Genomic DNA, 17,073 nt, shown 5'->3' with positions numbered 1-17,073 from the left:
GGTCGGCACGAGCAGGCGCCGCAGGCCGGACAGCGCGAGTAGGCAATGTCGTCAGTTGGCGTCGTTGGTCGGCAGATGGTCGGTCCGCGCGGACGGGTCACCTGCCGACCAATATCGCATCAACAACGACCGTCAGCAAGACGCAATATTCGCAGGCCCAGGGTGCTCATCGGACGGCGGCGGCGTCCGCGGTCCTGATCGCCTCGACGAGGATGGCCAGCCCCTCACGGGCCTCCTCCTCGGTCAGCGTGAGCGGCGGCCCCATCCGCAGCACGTTGTTGTAGAGACCGCCCTTGCCGACCAGCAGACCCGAACGGCGGCACTCCTCGAACACGGCGACGGCGGTGGCCGGGGCCGGCTCGTTGCCGCCGGGGCGGACGAACTCGATGCCGATCATCAGTCCCCGGCCGCGCACCTCGGCCACGACGGCGCAGGACGCCAGCGCCGTACGCAGCCCGTCCAGCAGGATGGCGCCGACCCGGCGGGCGTTGGCCTGCAGGTCGTGGTCGAGCAGGTAGTCCAGGACGGCGGTGCCGGCCGCGGTGGAGACCGGGTTGCCGCCGTACGTGGAGAAGCTGATCGCCGGGACCGCGTTCATCACGTCCGCGCGGCCGACCACGCCGCCGAGCGCGAACCCGTTGCCGATGCCCTTGGCGAACGTGATCAGATCCGGTGTCACGCCGTGTGCCTGGTAGCCCCAGAAGTGGTCGCCGGTGCGCCCCCAGCCGGTCTGCACCTCGTCCGCGATGAGCAGGATGCCGTGCTCGTCCAGCTCCTTCTTGTACGCCCCGAGCAGCCCGTCGGGCGCGTGCACGAATCCGCCGACGCCCTGGATCGGCTCCGCGATGAGCGCGGCCACGTCGCCCGCGGTGACCGTGGCCAGCACCTCACGCAGCTCGTCGACGGCCACCTCGATGTGGTCGGCGTCGGAGAGGCCGCGCATGCGCCCCCGCACCCGGTCGCCGGAGGGCAGCCAGGACACCTGCAGCGGGCTCAGCGAGCTGGCCGACCAGCCGCGGTGGCCGGTGATCGCCATGGTGGCGAACGTCCGGCCGTGGTAGCTGTTGCGGACCGCGAGGATCTGGTTGGAGCGCCGGATGTTGGTGGCCATCAGCAGCGCGGTCTCGTTCGCCTCGGTGCCCGAGTTGGTGAAGAACACCCGCGCGTCCGGGATCCCGGAGACCCGGGCGATCTTCTCGGCCAGCTCCACCTGCCGGCGGATCAGGTACAGCGTGGAGGTGTGCACGACGCCGGTGGCGAGCTGCTCGGAGACCGCCGCGGAGATCTCCGGGATGTCGTACCCGATCATGTTGGTCAGGACGCCGCCGAAGAAGTCCAGGTAGGAGCGCCCGGCGGCGTCGACCACCCGGCGCCCCGAGCCGGAGACGATCTCCAGCGGTTCGTCGCCGTAGTACAGCGGCATCCAGGTCGGCAGCACCGCCCGGTGCCGGGCCAGCAGGTCTTCCGTCATCGCGCAGCCTCCTGTAGATCAGCGCCAGCCGCGCGGGTGCGGGCGGGCTCGGGAACCGGAACCGTTGCCACCTGCCGGGCGGGCCGCGGCGGCCAGAATGTCGGCGAGGTCGTCGTAGCCGTCGCGGACCAGGCCCACGGTCAGCCGGACATGATCGCCACCGCCGGACGGGGACACCAGGAACGGCGTACCCGGGGCGACGCCGATGCCATGCCCGGCGAGGGTGACCATCGCCCGCTGCTGGTCGTCGACCGGCAGCCACAGGTTGATGCCGTCGGCGGCACCGGCCGGCACCCCGCGCGCGGCCAGCGCGGACAGCAGGGTCTCGCGGCGCCGGGCGTACTCGTCGCGGGCCTTCGCGACCGTGGCCATCGTGTCCGGCGAGGTCAGCAGGTCGAGCAGGACCGCCTGCAGGATGCGGCTGGACCAGCCGGGGCCGAGCAGCCGCCGGTCGGCCACCGCGTCGATGAGCTCGGCCGGCCCGCCGACCGCGGCCAGCCGCAGATCCGGCCCGTGGCTCTTGGAGAAGCCGGCCACGTGCACGCTCCGATCGTGCAGGTGGGTGCCGAGGCTGACCGGCGGCGCGGACGCGATGTCCCCGGCGTGGTCGTCCTCGACGATCGTCACCCGCGGATATCCGGTCAGCACAGCCGCCAGCTCCCGGGCCCGAGCGGCCGACATGCTCACCCCGGTCGGGTTGTGGGCCCGGGGTTGCAGGAACAGCGCCACCGGATCGGACTGCGACAACGCCTCGGTCAGAGCGGTCACCGACAGACCCTCGGTGTCCAGCGGCACCCCGACGACGCTCGCTCCGGCCGCGTCGAGCAGGTCGAGCAGGGGCGGGAACGCCGGGTTCTCCACCAGCACGTGGTCGCCGAACCGCACGGCGACGCCGATGATCCGGTCCAGCGCGTCCATCGCGCCGTCGACCACGGTCAGCCGCTGCGGCGCGAAGGGCAACCGCGCCCGCAGCTCGTCCTGCAGCGCCGGCAGGACCGGCGCGTCGAGATAGCTGGTCGTCAGTCGCCCATCACCGATGCGGCGCAGCGCGGCGGTCACGTCCGGCAGAAGATCATGATCGGGTACGCCGGTGGAGAGGTCCCGGGGCAGCCCGGCCGAGGTGCTGCCGAGCTGCGCGTAGCGCAGGCGGGTGCGGCCGGACGCGGCACCGGTCACGAACGTCCCGGACCGTCCCCGGGTCTGGATGGCCCCGGCCCGGGCCAGGCTCCCCCACGCCTCGCTGACCGTCGTCGGGCTGACCCCCAGCGACCGGGCGACGTCGCGCACGGTCGGCAGGCGGGTGCCGGCGGTCAGCGTGCCCGCGGTGACCAGACGGCTCACGGCGGCCGCGATTCCGCGGGCGCTGCGGTCGTCGACGGCCTCCGCGATGAGCGCGAGCAAGGGTGCGGCTCCAAACATTCTGTAGCAGTAGGGTCTTTGTACGCCGGAATCTGTGTCGTAGTGTCCTACGGTATCCGGCCCCGATGTCAAGCCGAGGAGCGGACGACAAGAGGTCGGACGATCACGAGGAGGGGCTGCTCCATGACCGGTGTCGTTCGGGCCGCTCTCGTCCAGACCAACTGGACGGGCGACAAGGAATCGATGATCAAAGCGCACGAGGACTACGCCCGCGAAGCGGCCGCGCAGGGCGCGAAGGTGATCTGCTTCCAGGAGCTCTTCTACGGCCCGTACTTCTGCCAGGTCCAGGACGCGAAGTTCTACGAGTACGCCGAGGCGATCCCCGGCCCCACCACCGAGCGTTTCCAGGCTCTCGCCGCCGAACTCGGCATGGTGATGGTCCTGCCCATGTACGAGCAGGAGCAGCCGGGCGTCCTCTACAACACCGCGGCCGTCGTCGACGCCGACGGCTCGTACCTCGGCAAGTACCGCAAGCACCACATCCCGCAGGTCAAGGGGTTCTGGGAGAAGTTCTACTTCCGGCCCGGCAACCTCGGCTATCCGGTGTTCGACACCGCGGTCGGCAAGGTCGGCGTGTACATCTGCTACGACCGGCACTTCCCCGAAGGCTGGCGCGCCCTCGGCCTGAACGGCGCCCAGATCGTCTTCAACCCGTCCGCCACCAGCCGCGGCCTCTCCAGCTACCTGTGGCAACTGGAGCAGCCCGCCAGCGCGGTCGCCAACGAGTACTTCGTCGGCGCCATCAACCGGACCGGCATCGAGGACCTCGGCGACAACGACTTCTACGGCCAGTCGTACTTCGTCGACCCGGAGGGCAGGTTCGTCGGCGAGGTCGCCGACACGCACAACCCGGAGCTGGTCGTCCGCGACCTCGACATGAGCCTGCTGGGCACCGTCCGCGACCGCTGGCAGTTCTACCGCGACCGCCGCCCGGACAGCTACCAGGGGCTGGTGAACCCGTGACCATTCTGATCAAGGGCGGCCTGGTCATCGGCCCCAGCGGAGCGAGCCACGCCGACGTGCTGGTCGACGGCGAGACGATCGCCGCGCTGTACGCACCCGGCCGGGGCCCGGCCGACGTCGAGACCATCGACGCCACCGGCAAGTACGTCATCCCCGGCGCCATCGACGCGCACACCCACATGCAGCTGCCGTTCGGCGGCACCGAGGCCAGCGACACGTTCGACACCGGCACCCGGGCGGCGGCGATCGGCGGCACCACCACGATCATCGACTTCGCGGTCCAGCGCTACGGCGAGGTCGTGCACGACAGCCTGGCCGCCTGGCACGCCAAGGCCGACGGCAACTGCCACATCGACTACGCGTTCCACATGATCCTCGGCGGCGTCGACGACGAGTCGCTCAAGGCCATGGACCGGCTGGTCACCGACGAGGGCATCAGCAGCTTCAAGCTGTTCATGGCGTACCCCGGGGTGTTCTACAGCGACGACGGGCAGATCTTGCGGGCGATGCAGAAGGCCCGGAGCAACGGCTCGATGATCATGATGCATGCGGAGAACGGCCCGGCCATCGACGTGCTGGTCCAGCAGGCCCTGCAGCGCGGCGAGACCGACCCGATCTTCCACGGCCTGACCCGGCCGCAGGAGCTGGAGGCCGAGGCGACCAGCCGGGCGATCTGGCTGGCCGCGGTGGCCGCCGACTGCCCGCTCTACATCGTGCACCTGTCCGCGTCCAAGGCCCTTGAACAAGTGAAGGCGGCCCGTGACCTGGGCCGCAACGTGTTCGCCGAGACCTGCCCGCAGTACCTCTACCTGACCCTGGAGGACCAGCTCGGCGCACCGGGCTTCGAGGGCGCCAAGTGGGTCTGCTCGACGCCGCTGCGCTCGGGCAAACAGAGCCACCGCGCCGACCTGTGGCAGGGCCTGCGTACCAATGACCTGTCCGTGGTCTCCACCGACCACTGCCCGTTCTGCATGAAGGACCAGAAGGAACTCGGGCTCGGCGACTTCTCGAAGATCCCGAACGGGATCGGCGGCGTCGAGCACCGCGTCGACCTGCTCTACCAGGGTGTCGTGGACGGCAAGCTCTCGCTGGCCCGCTGGGTCGAGACCATCGCCACCACGCCCGCCCGGATGTTCGGCCTGTACCCGAGGAAGGGCGTCATCGCGCCCGGCTCGGACGCCGACATCGTCGTCTACGACCCGAACGCGCACACCCGGATCAGCGTCGAGACGCACCACATGAACATGGACCACTCCGCGTGGGAGGGCTGGGAGATCGACGGCGGCGTGGACACGGTCCTGTCCCGCGGCACGGTCGTCGCGCGGGGCGGCACCTACACCGGCCGGGCCGGTCACGGCCGTTTCCTCAAGCGCGGCCTTTCCGACTACCTGCTCTGAGGGGGGCGCATGCGCGCGATCGAGAATTGGATCAACGGCAAGACCGTTCCGGGTACGAGCGGACGACAGCTGCCCGTGTGGGACCCGGCGACCGGCGAGCAGCAGGCGTACGTGGTCGCCGCCACAGCGGCCGAGACCGACGCGGCCGTGGCGACCGCGCTGGCCGCGTACCCGGGGTGGCGGGCGCAGTCGCTGAGCCGCCGCGCCGAGGTGATGTTCCGCTTCCGTGAGCTGGTCGACGCGAACCGCAAGGAGATCGCGTCGCTGGTCAGCGCCGAACACGGCAAGACCGTGGCCGACGCCGAGGGTGAGGTGGCCCGGGGCCTGGAGAACATCGAGTTCGCCACCGGGGCGCCGCACCTGCTCAAGGGCGGCTACAGCGAGCAGGCGTCGAACGGCGTGGACGTGTACTCGATCCGGCAGCCGCTGGGCGTGGTCGCCGGGATCACCCCGTTCAACTTCCCCGCCATGGTGCCGATGTGGATGTTCGCCAACGCGCTGGTCTGCGGCAACACGTTCGTGCTCAAACCCAGCGAGAAGGACCCGTCGGTGTCGCTGCTGCTGGCCGACCTGCTGCACCAGGCCGGGCTGCCGGACGGCGTGTTCAACGTGGTCCAGGGCGACGTCGAGGCGGTGGAGGCGCTCATCGCCCACCCGGACGTGCAGGCGCTCAGTTTCGTCGGCTCCACCCCGGTGGCGAAGTCGATCTACCAGCGCGGCACCGCCGCCGGAAAGCGGGTGCAGGCCCTCGGCGGCGCGAAGAACCACATGGTCGTGCTGCCCGACGCGGACATCGCCGCGGCCGCCGATGCCGCGGTCTCAGCCGGGTACGGCTCGGCGGGCGAGCGCTGCATGGCCATCTCGGTCGTGGTGGCGGTCGGCGGCAGCGCCGACCCGCTGGTCGCGGCGATCCAGGAGCGGATCGGCCGGATCGCGGTCGGCCCCGCCACCGACCCGTCGGCCGAGATGGGCCCGCTGATCAGCCGCGAGCACCGCGACAAGGTCGCGGCGTATCTCGACCACGACGGCGTCGAGATCGTGGTCGACGGCCGCGACGCGCCGATCGCGCGGGGGCCGGGCTTCTTCCTCGGCGCGTCCCTGGTGGACAAGGTGCCGACCGATTCGCCGCTGTACACCGACGAGATCTTCGGACCGGTGCTGTCGGTGGTGCGGGTCGGCACGTACGACGAGGCGCTGCGTCTGGTCAACGCCAACGAGTTCGGCAACGGGTGCGCCATCTTCACCCGCGACGGCGGCGCGGCCCGCCAGTTCCAGTACGACGCCGTGTGCGGAATGGTCGGCGTCAACGTGCCGGTGCCGGTCCCTGTCGCCTACTACAGCTTCGGCGGCTGGAAGTCCTCGCTCTTCGGCGACCTGCACATGTACGGCCCTGACGGCATCCAGTTCTACACCCGCGGCAAGGTCGTCACCTCCCGCTGGCCCGACCCCGCCACCTCCGAGGTCGACCTCGGCTTCCCGAAAGTGCGGTGAGCAATGGCTGCCAAGAGCATGGACATCGGAGTCGTCCTGCAGAACGACCCGCCCGCCATGGACGTGGTCGCGCTGGCGAAGAAGGCGGACGCCGCCGGGTTCAGCCACGTGTGGACGTTCGACTCGCACGTGCTCTGGCAGGAGCCGTTCGTCATCTACTCCAAGATCCTGGACTCCACGTCGCGCGTCGTCGTCGGACCGATGGTGACCAACCCCGGCACCCGCGACTGGACGGTCACCGCCTCGCTGTTCGCCACGCTCAACGAGATGTACGGCAACCGCACCATCTGTGGCATCGGCCGGGGCGACTCGGCGCTGCGGGTGCTCGGCGCGCAGCCGCAGACCCTCGCGCAGTTGCGGGAGGCCGTACAGGTGATCAAAGGGCTGGGCAACGGCGAAGAGGTCACCTTGCGCGGCCAGCAGTTGCGGTTCGCGTGGGCGCCGGACAGCCGGCTCGACGTGTGGGTGGCCGCGTACGGTCCCAAGGCTCTGGCCGTGGCCGGCGAGGTGGGTGACGGCTACATCCTGCAGCTCGCCGACCCGGACATCGCGGAATGGATGATCAAGGCGGTCCGCGCGGCGGCCGCGAAGGCCGGACGCGACCCGCAGGCGATCAAGTTCTGCGTGGCCGCGCCCGCCTACGTGGGCGACGACATCGCCCACCAGCGGGACCAGACCCGCTGGTTCGGGGGCATGGTCGGCAACCACGTCGCGGACATCGTCGCCCGCTACGGCGGCGACGGCGCGGTGCCGCAGGTGCTGACCGACTACATCAAGGAGCGCCGGGGCTACGACTACGCCGAACACGGCCGGGCCGGGAACTCACACGCCACGTTCGTGCCGGACGAGGTGGTCGACCGGTTCTGCGTGCTCGGCCCCGTCGAGAACCACCACAAGCGGCTGTCCGAGCTCAAGGACCTCGGCGTCGACCAGTTCGCCGTCTACCTGCAGCACGACGCCAAGGAGCAGACACTCGCCGCGTACGGCGAGCACATCATCCCGGCGATGCCGTGAGCCGCGGACCGGGCTGATCACCAAGGGCGACCCCCACCCGGGTGCGGCCCGGCGAGCGGGTCCACGATGGACCGGGTGCTCTTGGGCTTTGCCTCGTAGCGTGGAAACATGCCGAGAAGCGCCGGCAGGAGGCCGGTAGGGCGGAGCCTCGCACCCCCGGTCCGCCGGTGGGACCGGTGTCGCGCGAGCGTGGCCTCACGGGTCGCTGGAAGGAGGCGGTCGTATGGACCGTCCAGCGCAGATCGACATCGTCGTGGACGGCACGGTACGCGTCGCGCTCGCCGCAACGGTGGTCATGGTGCGGCACGACGAGGTGTTGTCGCAGGTGGAACAGGCGATGAAGGCCGCACGCGGTACACGGTTGCAGATGGACCTGACCGAGGTCACCGCACTGGACTCCTCAGGCGTCGCCCTGCTCGTCCTCGCCCGGCGGCTGGCCGTCCGGTCCGGCGCCGAGTTCCAGGTGCGGGGAGCGTCTCCCGAGATCCGGCAGCATCTGCACATGGCGGGACTGACCACGCTGTTCGGTCTGCCACCGGCCGAGGCTGGCGACGGACCGGACACCGGCGCGGCCGAGGAGGTCCCCGGTGCCGCCGCGTCCGCCGTTCATGTCCTGGACGAGCCGTTCGACCGGCAGGGCATCCAGGCGATCCGCGACCGCCTGTGGAGCTATGCCACGAGCTGCGGCCTGTCCGGCTTCGATCGGTACCGGCTGGTGCTCGCCGCGAGCGAGATCATGACCAACGCGGTGCTCCACGGTGGTGGCCGGGGGACCATCGACGTCGAACGCCAGGGTGAGCGGCTGGTCCTGCGGATCACCGACCAGGGCCCCGGCATACCGCGCCAGCACCGAACGGGGAACCTTCGTCCGCGCCCGGGCCGGGTCCGCTCCGCCGGCCTGTGGCTGGCCCGCCAGATCTGCGAGCGGGTCGACATCGACACCGGGCCCGGGGGCACCACCGTGCTGCTCACGTACGCCATGCCGCCGCGCGCCGAGTAACACCATGGATCCTGCTCTCGTCCCTGGGCACGGCGCGAGCGACCGCACCGGGGACGCGCCCGCGCCGCCGCGGGACTTCCTCCTGGCGGCGTACCGGATGCTCGGGCGCTCGCTCAGCCTGCACCGCAGCGCTCGCGCCGCCGTCTGGCTGCCGGTTCCCGTGCTGGCCGGGACCGCGGCACTCGTCCTCGTGACCGGACCGCAGCGGGCCCACTGGTGGACGACGGACGCCCGGACGGCGGGGAACGGGCCGGAACGGATGCCGGTCCGGTCGGCGGAGCAGCCGCCGGTCGTCCTGCCGGACTGGATCCGGTCCGCGCTCGCCGTCGCGGACGGGCCCTGGGTGCGGCCGGTGCGCTCCGGCCGGTGGGGCCTCCCCGACGGCACCGAGCGCCACGGGCACGGGGTGGTCGTCCGGCTGCCGTGCGACCACCTGTGCCAGGGCGTGCTGGTGCTGCTGCGCGAGGCGAACCGCCCGGCCTTCGACGACGCCGACAACTCCCTGGCCATCCGGTACGCCGAGCCGGTCGGCCGCGCCGTGACGGCGGCCCTGCTCTACCGGGATCAGGTCCGGGTCGCCGACGCCCTGCGCGCGACGCTGCGGCCCGCCGCGCCGCCGCCCGTCGCCGGCCTCGACCTGGCGACGGCGTACCGTCCGGCCCGCGAGGCGATGCACATGAGCGGCGACGTCGTACACGTCGAACCGCTCGCCGACGGTGGTGTCCTGTGCATCCTCGGCGACGTCTGCGGCAAGGGCGTCGACGCGGCGGTGGCCGGCGGCCAGCTCCGGCAGGCCCTTCGGATGCTGCGCCGGGTCACCGAGCAGCCGCTGGACATCCTCGCCGTGCTCAACGACGCCTCCTTCGACCTCAACAGTGCGGCGGCCACCCAGTTCGCCACGGTGGTCGTCGGCTCGGCGCGGGCGACGCCCGGCGGGGCGGTCCTGCTGCGACTGGCGGCCGGCGGTCACCTGCCGCCCTTGGTGGTGCGGCGGACCGGCGAGGTGGAGGCGGTGCGGATCGGCGGCATGATGCTCGGCGCCGACGTGCCAGGGACGTTCGCGGAAGCCGTCGTCTGGCTCGCCCCCGGCGAGACCTGCGTCCTGTACACCGACGGGGTGACCGAGGCCCGTGGACCATCGGGGGCGATGTTCGGCCCGGACCGGCTTGCCACGCTGCTGGCCGACTACGCCGGCGCGCCGGCCGCCGTGGTGGCGGAGCGGATCGAGCAACGCGTCGTCGACTGGCTGACCGGGGCCTACCACGACGACATCGCCATTCTCGTCGTACGGGCGCAGCCGGCCGTTGCGCCTCGAGGAGGAGCACGATGATCGAGACGCCCCACCCCGAACATCAGACTTTGCTCCGGAGTGTTCTGGCCGCAGATGAACCGGGCGCGTTCCGGCTCGCGCACCATCTCATCGACACCGGCACCAGCCCGCAGGAAATCCTGCTGCGCCTGATCGCGCCGGTCCAGGCGGCCCTCGGGGAGATGTGGGCGCGCAACCGCCTGTCCGTGGCCGAGGAACATGTGGCGAGCTACATCAATGAGCGGCTGACCCTCGTCTGCGCCGCGGGCGAGCGGCCGGACCCCCGGCCCGACCTGCTCGTGGTCGCCTGCCCGGACGGCGAGTGGCACGCCTTGCCCGCCCGGCTGCTCGCCGAGTCCCTGCGGCTGCGCGGCTTCTCGGTGAGCTTCCTGGGGGCCAGCGTCCCGGCCGCACACCTGACGTCGTACCTGCAGCAGCACGAACCGGCCGCGGTGCTGCTCAGCCTCTCGCTGCCCGTCCGCCTGCCCTCCGCCCGCCGGTCGATCACGGCGGCCCGGCAGGCCGGCGTGCCGGTCCTGTGCGGCGGCCTGGGATTCGGCGACACGGCACGGTGGGCACACCGCCTCGGGGCCGACGCGTGGGCCGCCGACGCCGTCGAGGCCGCCGCCGTGCTCGACGACTGGCCGGCGCCCCGGGCGGCCCACGCCGGGCTCGACCTCCTCGCCGACGAGGAGTACGACCGGCTGATCACAGAGACGCCCGGCCTGGTCGACGGTGCCCTCTGCGTCCTGGAGCGACGGTTCCCGCCGATGCGCGGCTACACCGGTCGGCAGCGGGAGGCGACCGTCGAGGACCTGGGCCACATCATGGCCTTCCTGGCCACCGCGGTGTACGTCGACGACGAGGCGCTGTTCGCGCGGTTCGTGGCGTGGCTGGCCGTTGTGCTCGCGGCCCGGCAGGTGCCGCCGGCCAGCATCGATCTGGTCGTGGAGCACCTGCAGGAGACGCTGGACGATCGCCCGCGTACCGCGCGGGTGCTGGCCGCCGGCCGGGCCGTGCTGCAGGACGGGAGGCCCTGTCGACCATGAAGAACGGAACCGTCTCCGGCCTGCGCGCGCAGGCACCGCGGCGGGCACGGCAGGCGCAGCGGGCCGTCCGCAACCACCCCGCACCGGCGGCGGGCGTCCTCGCCCTGGCGGGCGCCGTGGCCGCCGTGCTCCTCGGCCGCCGCGCGGCGAAGTCGCGATCGGCCCGCAAGCGACGGCTGCCCCGCCTTCTGCACCGTTGAGCCCTTCCCGGCCGACGACCTTCCCCGAGTGGCGACCACTCCAGGCTGGCGTGGGGCCCCGGGCCACCACCCGGCCGGGTTCGCCCTACGCCAGCCCCTCGCCGTCCATCGCGGGGGCGCGCCGGTCACCCGAGGGCGGCGGGGCGGCGGCCCGGTAGGCGTCCCGCACGGCCGTCAACCACCGCAGCTCACTGTCGAGGTCCGCGCCGCCGCTGGTGGCGATGTCGGGCACGTCGGTGGAGCGTTCCTCGCCCGCGAGCTTCGCCCTGCGGCCCAGCGCGAGGCACCGGGCCGTGACGGTGGCGCTCGCCTCCATCCCGGACAGTCCGCTCGCGGCCACCTCGGCGGTCACCGTGGCGAACTGCTCCGGAGTGATCCATTCCCGCAGGGTTATCGCGGCATCCCGGATCTCGATGACCCGCCGCTGCAGTCGCACGGCGTTGCGTCTGGTCCGCAGCAGGTCGCGGCCGATCGACGGGCTCTGCTCCAGGACGACACCCGGCACCGCCTCCGTCAGGCTGTGCCAGAGATGGAAGAGGCGGCAGCGCTGCCACCAGGCCCGCGCGCCGGCGACGATCGGCGCCACCACCACGATCGCGCAGCCGAACACGAAGCAGAGAAAGTACGTCGAGGAGGCGTACATGACCAGCAGGGCGCTGGGCGAGCCCGGATGCGAGCCGTCCACGATGGTGACGGTACGGCCCACGACGTAGACCACGCTCGCGGTCGTGCCGATACAGAGCAGCGTGATGGCGAGTCTGAGGGCGCCGAATCGCGTCGCCTTCTGGTGTCGCCACAACCGCCGCGTGCAGTCCACGGAGGCGACCGCGACGAACAGCAGATAGGCGAGCCACCCGATGGTGATGACGCTGCGGGCCACCGTCACGGGCAGCGCCCGGTGGCGGGTCGACTCGGCGATCAGGGTGGAGACCACCTCACTGACCAGCATCGTCACCACGGTCAGGGTGGTGAACCAGAAACGGAAGCGGCTCCCCCGCCGGGACGGCGGGCCGGACGGGCTCGTGCTCGCCACGGTCCACAGGATCGTCATCATGGCGACGTGGCAGAAGCCGCCGATGAAGGCGTCCAGGTTCGGCACGCCACTGGCGCGGGTGACCACCTCCGCGACGGGCCGCTGGAGCAGCGCGATCTCGATCGCCAGCGCGAGCAGGGCCAGCCACATGGGGCGCTGACGCGCCGACAGCACGGCCCGGGAGCGCACGATCAGAGCGGCCCAGCTCACCACGAGCAGAATCAGCCTGATGGTCTGTTGAGTCGTCACGAGAGGATCTCCGCCGGATCGCCAGCCGCGCGGCGAGGGCTTTCAGGCACTCTCGGCGAGCCTGCGCCGCATGTCGGCCACGGTGAACATCTGCGGGAAGAGTGCTCCACCGGGGTCGAGCGGGGCCGAGGCGGCCAGGCCGCCGATGTCGACCGGCACGAAGCCGGTGGCCGTGACCAGGTCACCGACGACCGCCTTGGCCGCCGCGTCGTCGCCGGCCACCGCCACCGCCCACATGCCGGGCTGCCGCCGGCCACGGGACACGAGCAGTTCGTCCATCACGTGGGTGAACGCGCGAACCACGCGCGCCGAGGGCAGCGACGACGCCAGCCGGGAGCCGACGGTGCCGGCACCGTCGAGGCTCGACACGATCCGCCCGTCCGCGGAGAGTCCGACCGGGTTGGTGGGATCGACGACGATGCGATCCGTGGCGCCGGTGGGCCAGCCGGCGACGATGTCCGCGACGGCCGGATGCGGGACGGCCAGCACGACCACGGTCGCGCGCTCCACCGCGGAACGCCAGTCCACGCACGGCACGCCGACCGGAACGTCCGCCGACTTGAGAAGATCGGGATTTCGGCTCCCCACGACGATGTCGCGTCCGGCCTCGTGCCAGTGCGCGGTCAGCGCTCGGCCGATGGCTCCATAGCCGACTACCGCGATCCTGTCTGCCATGTCCATTCGCGCAATCCCACCGCCCGGTCGCCTGATGGTGGCGAACCTACCAGAGGCGTACACGCCGACGGGCGGCCGGTATGAGTCGCTCGTCACGACCGGCGGTCTGCGTAGCGACTCCCGCACGCACCGGTGAAAGTGTCTCCACTGTGTCCCGAGTGGCCCCCAGCGTCAGGAAGTCAGACGCTGTTCCCCGTTGGCACCACCCGAAACAGCAGTGAAGGGCCGTCCCGCGGTTGATCGGCGGACGTCGACCTGTCGCGAGTGAGCATGGCACCACCCACGAAGGCCCGTCAACTACTGTCGTGAACAGAACGGCCCGCGCCGCACTCCACAGCAGAGCACGCAGCGCCCGAGCCCGTTGATCTCAGTCCGGTTTAGGCCGCATTTGTACCGCTTCCCCGGCCATCCGATATGGACGAATCGACGCTCGACGCTGTTGCCTTGTTCACGCTAGTTGACACTCTGGCCATCGTCCGATTTGCTAATCGTCCTATGGACGAACATTCGCCTGCACGTGATCCGGGCGCCGGTCCGGCACCGACACGTACGCTCGCCGACAAGCTCAACGCCCTGATCCTGGAGTACTGGAGTGGCCAGAAGCCCCCCGGCAATGCCGTGATCGCGCAACGCATCCGCGCGGAGACGGGACTATCCATCTCCACCGGATACCTGTGGATGTTGAGAACCGGCGTGCGGGACAACCCCACCGGCAGCCACCTGCAGGCCCTGGCCAAGTTCTTCGGCCGCTCACCGGCGTACTTCATCGAAGCGGACGCCCCCGAGCCGGACGACCAGCTGGCCGCGGCACTGCGGTCGAGAGACGTCGTTCGGATCGCCCTGCGCTCCGACGGACTGTCCGACCACAGCAAGAAGGCCATACTCAGCATGATCGAGCATGCCCGGATGATTGAGAAACTCGACGCCGACCCTCCAGACTGAGGGGTCGGCCGGCGACCACCACGCACGGACGCGACGACTTGGAGCTAGTCAGGTGTGCGGGACGACCATCATCGATCCCGCACCTGGCCGGATCGGCCGAGACTCGGGGGAGTCCAGGAGGGGGCAGGAGTGCTGGACCGGACGCTTCACCAATACTGCGACTCGATCGTGCGAGACATCAAGCTGCCGCGGCCGTTCTCCGCCAAGGCCCTGTGCGACGCACTGGCCGCGCAGTCCGCCCGGCGCATCTATCTGCACCCCTACCGGGTGGTCGGGGTGGACGGCGAGATCCCCTGCGGCGCCTGGATCGCCACGTCGCAGGCGGACCACATCTTCTTCGAACAGCGGACGAGCAAGTACCACCAGGAACAGATCATTCTCCACGAGATCGGCCACATGCTGTGCCGTCACCGCCTGCAGGACATCGACATCGACGAGCAGGAGCTCACCGGTGGCGACCTGACCCGGCCCGAGGTGATTCACGGCGCGCTCATGCGCACCAGCTACACGAACCTGCAGGAGAAGGAGGCCGAGCTCGTGGCGACCATGCTGCTGGACCGGTCGCGATCGTGGGACGGCGACGGCGCCGAGGCCAGGGAGCGCTATCTCGGAGAAGCACTGGGCTTTCTCTGAGCGGCGGGCCCGGGCGGGTCACTCACATTCACCGACATTCGAAGCAACAGTACGGGGACGAGAATGCAAGCGTTGGCTGTGGAACATGACCCGCGAGCGGCGGATCAACTCGTGGACTGCCTGCGTCTACTCGGCTACCAGGCGCAAGTGGTGGACAGCGGATGGAAGGCGCTGGAGACGTTCCGCTTTCACGACCTCATTCTGCTCGACCTCGACCTGCCGGACATCGACCCGCTCTGCCTGTGCCGGACGATCCGAACGGCGGGCGACACCCCGGTGATCGGCCTGACCACCGGCGGGGAGACCGAGCGGGTGCGCGGCCTGCAGGCCGGTGCCGACGACTGCATCAACAAGCCGTACGGCGCCCGGGAGCTCGTCGCGAGGATCGAAGCGGTGATGCGTCGCGCCCGGACGGCCACCGGCCGCCAGCCGGTCCTCGACCGGGGCGCCGTCCGGATCGAACCCTCGATCCGGCAGGTGCAGGTGTCCGGATCACCGGTCCCGCTGACGCCCAAGGAGTTCGATCTGCTGCACCTGCTGGCGACCGAGCCGGAGCGGGTGTTCACCCGCGAGGAGCTGATGACCCGGGTCTGGCAGGACCGCAGCGCCGCCGCCCGGGGCAGGAGAGCGAGCCGCACCCTCGACACGCACGTCGGAACGCTGCGCGGAAAGATCGGGCCGACCGCGCAGATCGTCACCGTGCGCGGCGTGGGCTACCGTCTCGAAGTCGCCGGCGCGGGCGCCCGTTGACGGCGCGACAGCACGGCTACCTGGCGGCCGGTGCGGGGCGAGCGGTGGCTTCGCCCCGGGTGAAGCGCCAGGCCAGGGCCCCGGCCGCGCCGTACGCCAGCGCGGTGATGGCGAACCCCACCGAGGCCGCCCGGTACCAGTCGCCCGCACTGGCCAGCACCGTTCCCACGGCCGCGACCCCGAGCAGCGCCCCCACCTGCCGGTTGGCGTTCAGCAGCGCGCCGGCCGTGTTGGCGTGGCTGCCCGCCGCCTCCATGAGCGTGGCGGTCAGCGCGGGAACGGTCACGCCGACGCAGAAGTTGGCGACGCCGACGAGCACGGCGAGGACCACGTAGGGCGTCGACGCGGAGATGGTCACCATCGTCGCCACGCACGCCGCGGCCAGCGGAAGCGCGACCAGCACCGGTCGACGGCTGCCGACCCGCCGCGCGAGACGCGCGAACGTCAGGTTGCCCAGGACGAACACCGCCATCATGGGCAGCAGCCACACCCCCGCCGTCATCGACGTCAGCCCCCAGGCCCGTTGCATGAACACACCGAGCATGAAGATCGAGCCGAAGAGCGCGAGGTTCAACAGAAACCCGATCGCGGTGGCCGAGACGAACACGGGGTTGTGCAGCAGGGAACGCGGCATGAGCGGGTCGGCGGCGGAGCGTTCCACCAGGATGAGCGTGCCGGCCGCGATGACCGCCACCGCGCCCAGGGCGATCATCCGCGGCGAGCCCCACCCCAGGTGCGGGCCTTCGATGAGCGCGATCGACAGGGCCGCCACCAGACCGGCGGCCGCGGCGTTGCTGGCCAGGTTCAACGACCGGGGACGCCGCGGTGAAGGGCTGATCCGTCGCAGCGTGAGAACGGCGCCGACGATCCCGAACGGGATGTTGATGAGGAAGATGCTGCGCCAGCCGAGCGTGCCCACCAGCACACCGCCGATCGCCGGCCCCAGCCCCGAGGCGGTCGAGACGATGGCGGTCCAGAGCCCGAGCACGGTCGCCCGGCGCCGTGGCTCCGGGAACTCCCCCACCAGCAGGCTCAGCGAGCTCGGCATGAACAACGCGGCACCGGCACCCTGGACGATGCGAGAGACGATCAAGAAGGTGCCGCCGCCGGCCAGTCCGCACATCGTCGAGCCCACGATGAAGACGGCGAGCCCGGCCAGATACGTACGCCGGGCCCCGAACCGGTCGGCCAGCGATCCCGACAACAGCAGCAGCGACGCGAACGACAGGATGTAGCCGTCCATCAGCCAGGTGAGGCCCGCCACCCCCATCCCGATGTCATCGGCGATGTCGACGGCCGCCACGGTGACGATGGTGGCGTCCAGGGTGGCCATCACGAATCCGATCGCCAGCGCCAGAATCTTGACGCCGTCCCCGGAACGGGCCCCGGTCGGTTCCGAACGCGATGTCGCGGCACTGTCGGCGACGGACATCAACCCTCCTGTCGTACGGGATGCCGTCGGGCATCGGTGTCGCGTG

At 71.1% G+C, this 17,073-nt stretch carries 16 protein-coding genes; 11 read left to right on the top strand and 5 right to left on the bottom strand.

Translation table 11 applies throughout. The features are described 5' to 3' along the window. Positions 1–166: 166 nt before the first annotated feature. Together EV385_RS28590 and EV385_RS28585 are read right to left on the bottom strand one after the other, a co-directional pair. Positions 167–1,471, bottom strand: a complete 1,305-nt coding sequence (locus tag EV385_RS28590; RefSeq protein WP_130512267.1) for an aspartate aminotransferase family protein — start codon at positions 1,469–1,471, stop codon at positions 167–169. A gap of 18 nt (positions 1,472–1,489) precedes the next feature. Beyond that, positions 1,490–2,872, bottom strand: coding sequence for an aminotransferase-like domain-containing protein (locus EV385_RS28585; protein WP_207229989.1), 1,383 nt, complete (start codon positions 2,870–2,872; stop codon positions 1,490–1,492). 141 nt (positions 2,873–3,013) lie between these two features. Between EV385_RS28585 and EV385_RS28580 the strand changes: the two genes are divergently transcribed. The 8 genes from EV385_RS28580 (at position 3,014) to EV385_RS28545 (ending at position 11,313) form a co-directional block, all read left to right on the top strand. Then, the gene (locus EV385_RS28580) at positions 3,014–3,853 is read left to right on the top strand and encodes a nitrilase-related carbon-nitrogen hydrolase (RefSeq protein WP_130512265.1); all 840 of its coding nucleotides are present in this window, start codon (positions 3,014–3,016) and stop codon (positions 3,851–3,853) included. Continuing rightward, positions 3,850–5,250 carry a dihydropyrimidinase gene (gene hydA / locus EV385_RS28575; protein ID WP_130512264.1) on the top strand — a complete coding sequence of 467 codons (1,401 nt, stop codon included), beginning with the start codon at positions 3,850–3,852 and terminating at the stop codon, positions 5,248–5,250. The genes EV385_RS28580 and hydA overlap by 4 nt, the downstream gene beginning before the upstream one ends. Positions 5,251–5,259: 9 nt before the next feature. Continuing rightward, positions 5,260–6,741, top strand: a complete 1,482-nt coding sequence (locus EV385_RS28570; RefSeq protein ID WP_130512263.1) for a CoA-acylating methylmalonate-semialdehyde dehydrogenase — start codon at positions 5,260–5,262, stop codon at positions 6,739–6,741. Positions 6,742–6,744: 3 nt separating this feature from the next. Beyond that, on the top strand, positions 6,745–7,755 hold the full coding sequence (locus EV385_RS28565) for a TIGR03842 family LLM class F420-dependent oxidoreductase (RefSeq protein WP_242625120.1): 1,011 nt from the start codon (positions 6,745–6,747) through the stop codon (positions 7,753–7,755). 223 nt (positions 7,756–7,978) lie between these two features. Beyond that, a complete protein-coding gene (locus EV385_RS28560) occupies positions 7,979–8,755 on the top strand; it encodes an ATP-binding protein (RefSeq protein WP_130512262.1) in 777 nt (258 codons plus the stop codon). A gap of 4 nt (positions 8,756–8,759) precedes the next feature. Next, the gene (locus EV385_RS28555) at positions 8,760–10,085 is read left to right on the top strand and encodes a PP2C family protein-serine/threonine phosphatase (RefSeq protein WP_130512261.1); all 1,326 of its coding nucleotides are present in this window, start codon (positions 8,760–8,762) and stop codon (positions 10,083–10,085) included. Then, a complete protein-coding gene (locus tag EV385_RS28550) occupies positions 10,082–11,113 on the top strand; it encodes a cobalamin-dependent protein (protein ID WP_130512260.1) in 1,032 nt (343 codons plus the stop codon). The genes EV385_RS28555 and EV385_RS28550 overlap by 4 nt, the downstream gene beginning before the upstream one ends. Continuing rightward, positions 11,110–11,313 carry a hypothetical protein gene (locus EV385_RS28545; protein ID WP_130512259.1) on the top strand — a complete coding sequence of 68 codons (204 nt, stop codon included), beginning with the start codon at positions 11,110–11,112 and terminating at the stop codon, positions 11,311–11,313. The genes EV385_RS28550 and EV385_RS28545 overlap by 4 nt, the downstream gene beginning before the upstream one ends. Before the next feature lie 85 nt (positions 11,314–11,398). Here the strand turns inward: EV385_RS28545 and EV385_RS28540 are convergent, their stop codons facing one another. Together EV385_RS28540 and EV385_RS28535 are read right to left on the bottom strand one after the other, a co-directional pair. Further along, the gene (locus tag EV385_RS28540) at positions 11,399–12,595 is read right to left on the bottom strand and encodes an MAB_1171c family putative transporter (protein ID WP_130512258.1); all 1,197 of its coding nucleotides are present in this window, start codon (positions 12,593–12,595) and stop codon (positions 11,399–11,401) included. A gap of 42 nt (positions 12,596–12,637) precedes the next feature. Next, positions 12,638–13,270 (bottom strand): NADPH-dependent F420 reductase, encoded by a 633-nt coding sequence (locus tag EV385_RS28535; protein WP_207229988.1) that lies wholly within the window; start codon positions 13,268–13,270, stop codon positions 12,638–12,640. Between the two features lie 414 nt (positions 13,271–13,684). Here EV385_RS28535 and EV385_RS28530 point away from each other — a divergent pair, with 414 nt between their 5' ends. From EV385_RS28530 to EV385_RS28520, 3 genes are all read left to right on the top strand, one after another. Next, positions 13,685–14,212: a helix-turn-helix transcriptional regulator gene (locus tag EV385_RS28530; protein WP_130512256.1), complete on the top strand. Its 528-nt coding sequence runs from the start codon at positions 13,685–13,687 to the stop codon at positions 14,210–14,212. A 168-nt stretch (positions 14,213–14,380) separates the two neighbouring features. After that, complete coding sequence (locus EV385_RS28525) at positions 14,381–14,845, top strand: hypothetical protein (RefSeq protein WP_130512255.1); 465 nt, start codon at positions 14,381–14,383, stop codon at positions 14,843–14,845. 63 nt (positions 14,846–14,908) lie between these two features. Beyond that, positions 14,909–15,595 carry a response regulator transcription factor gene (locus tag EV385_RS28520; RefSeq protein WP_130512254.1) on the top strand — a complete coding sequence of 229 codons (687 nt, stop codon included), beginning with the start codon at positions 14,909–14,911 and terminating at the stop codon, positions 15,593–15,595. Between the two features lie 16 nt (positions 15,596–15,611). Here the strand turns inward: EV385_RS28520 and EV385_RS28515 are convergent, their stop codons facing one another. Next, positions 15,612–17,027: an MFS transporter gene (locus EV385_RS28515; RefSeq protein WP_130512253.1), complete on the bottom strand. Its 1,416-nt coding sequence runs from the start codon at positions 17,025–17,027 to the stop codon at positions 15,612–15,614. Positions 17,028–17,073 lie beyond the last annotated feature (46 nt).

The sequence above is a fragment of the Krasilnikovia cinnamomea genome (genome assembly GCF_004217545.1).
GTDB lineage: Bacteria > Actinomycetota > Actinomycetes > Mycobacteriales > Micromonosporaceae > Actinoplanes > Actinoplanes cinnamomeus.
The sequence above is the reverse complement of the archived record's forward strand: the minus strand, read 5'-3'. Positions and strand labels throughout refer to the sequence as shown.

What these genes read in the sequence shown, in the direction of transcription:
- EV385_RS28590 (WP_130512267.1), bottom strand. Translation starts at nt 1,471, where the DNA reads ATGACGGAAGACCTGCTGGCCCGGCACCGGGCGGTGCTGCCGACCTGG.
- EV385_RS28580 (WP_130512265.1), top strand. Translation starts at nt 3,014, where the DNA reads ATGACCGGTGTCGTTCGGGCCGCTCTCGTCCAGACCAACTGGACGGGC.
- EV385_RS28570 (WP_130512263.1), top strand. Translation starts at nt 5,260, where the DNA reads ATGCGCGCGATCGAGAATTGGATCAACGGCAAGACCGTTCCGGGTACG.
- EV385_RS28565 (WP_242625120.1), top strand. Translation starts at nt 6,745, where the DNA reads ATGGCTGCCAAGAGCATGGACATCGGAGTCGTCCTGCAGAACGACCCG.
- EV385_RS28560 (WP_130512262.1), top strand. Translation starts at nt 7,979, where the DNA reads ATGGACCGTCCAGCGCAGATCGACATCGTCGTGGACGGCACGGTACGC.
- EV385_RS28555 (WP_130512261.1), top strand. Translation starts at nt 8,760, where the DNA reads ATGGATCCTGCTCTCGTCCCTGGGCACGGCGCGAGCGACCGCACCGGG.
- EV385_RS28550 (WP_130512260.1), top strand. Translation starts at nt 10,082, where the DNA reads ATGATCGAGACGCCCCACCCCGAACATCAGACTTTGCTCCGGAGTGTT.
- EV385_RS28545 (WP_130512259.1), top strand. Translation starts at nt 11,110, where the DNA reads ATGAAGAACGGAACCGTCTCCGGCCTGCGCGCGCAGGCACCGCGGCGG.
- EV385_RS28535 (WP_207229988.1), bottom strand. Translation starts at nt 13,270, where the DNA reads ATGGCAGACAGGATCGCGGTAGTCGGCTATGGAGCCATCGGCCGAGCG.
- EV385_RS28530 (WP_130512256.1), top strand. Translation starts at nt 13,685, where the DNA reads ATGGACGAATCGACGCTCGACGCTGTTGCCTTGTTCACGCTAGTTGAC.
- EV385_RS28520 (WP_130512254.1), top strand. Translation starts at nt 14,909, where the DNA reads ATGCAAGCGTTGGCTGTGGAACATGACCCGCGAGCGGCGGATCAACTC.
- EV385_RS28515 (WP_130512253.1), bottom strand. Translation starts at nt 17,027, where the DNA reads ATGTCCGTCGCCGACAGTGCCGCGACATCGCGTTCGGAACCGACCGGG.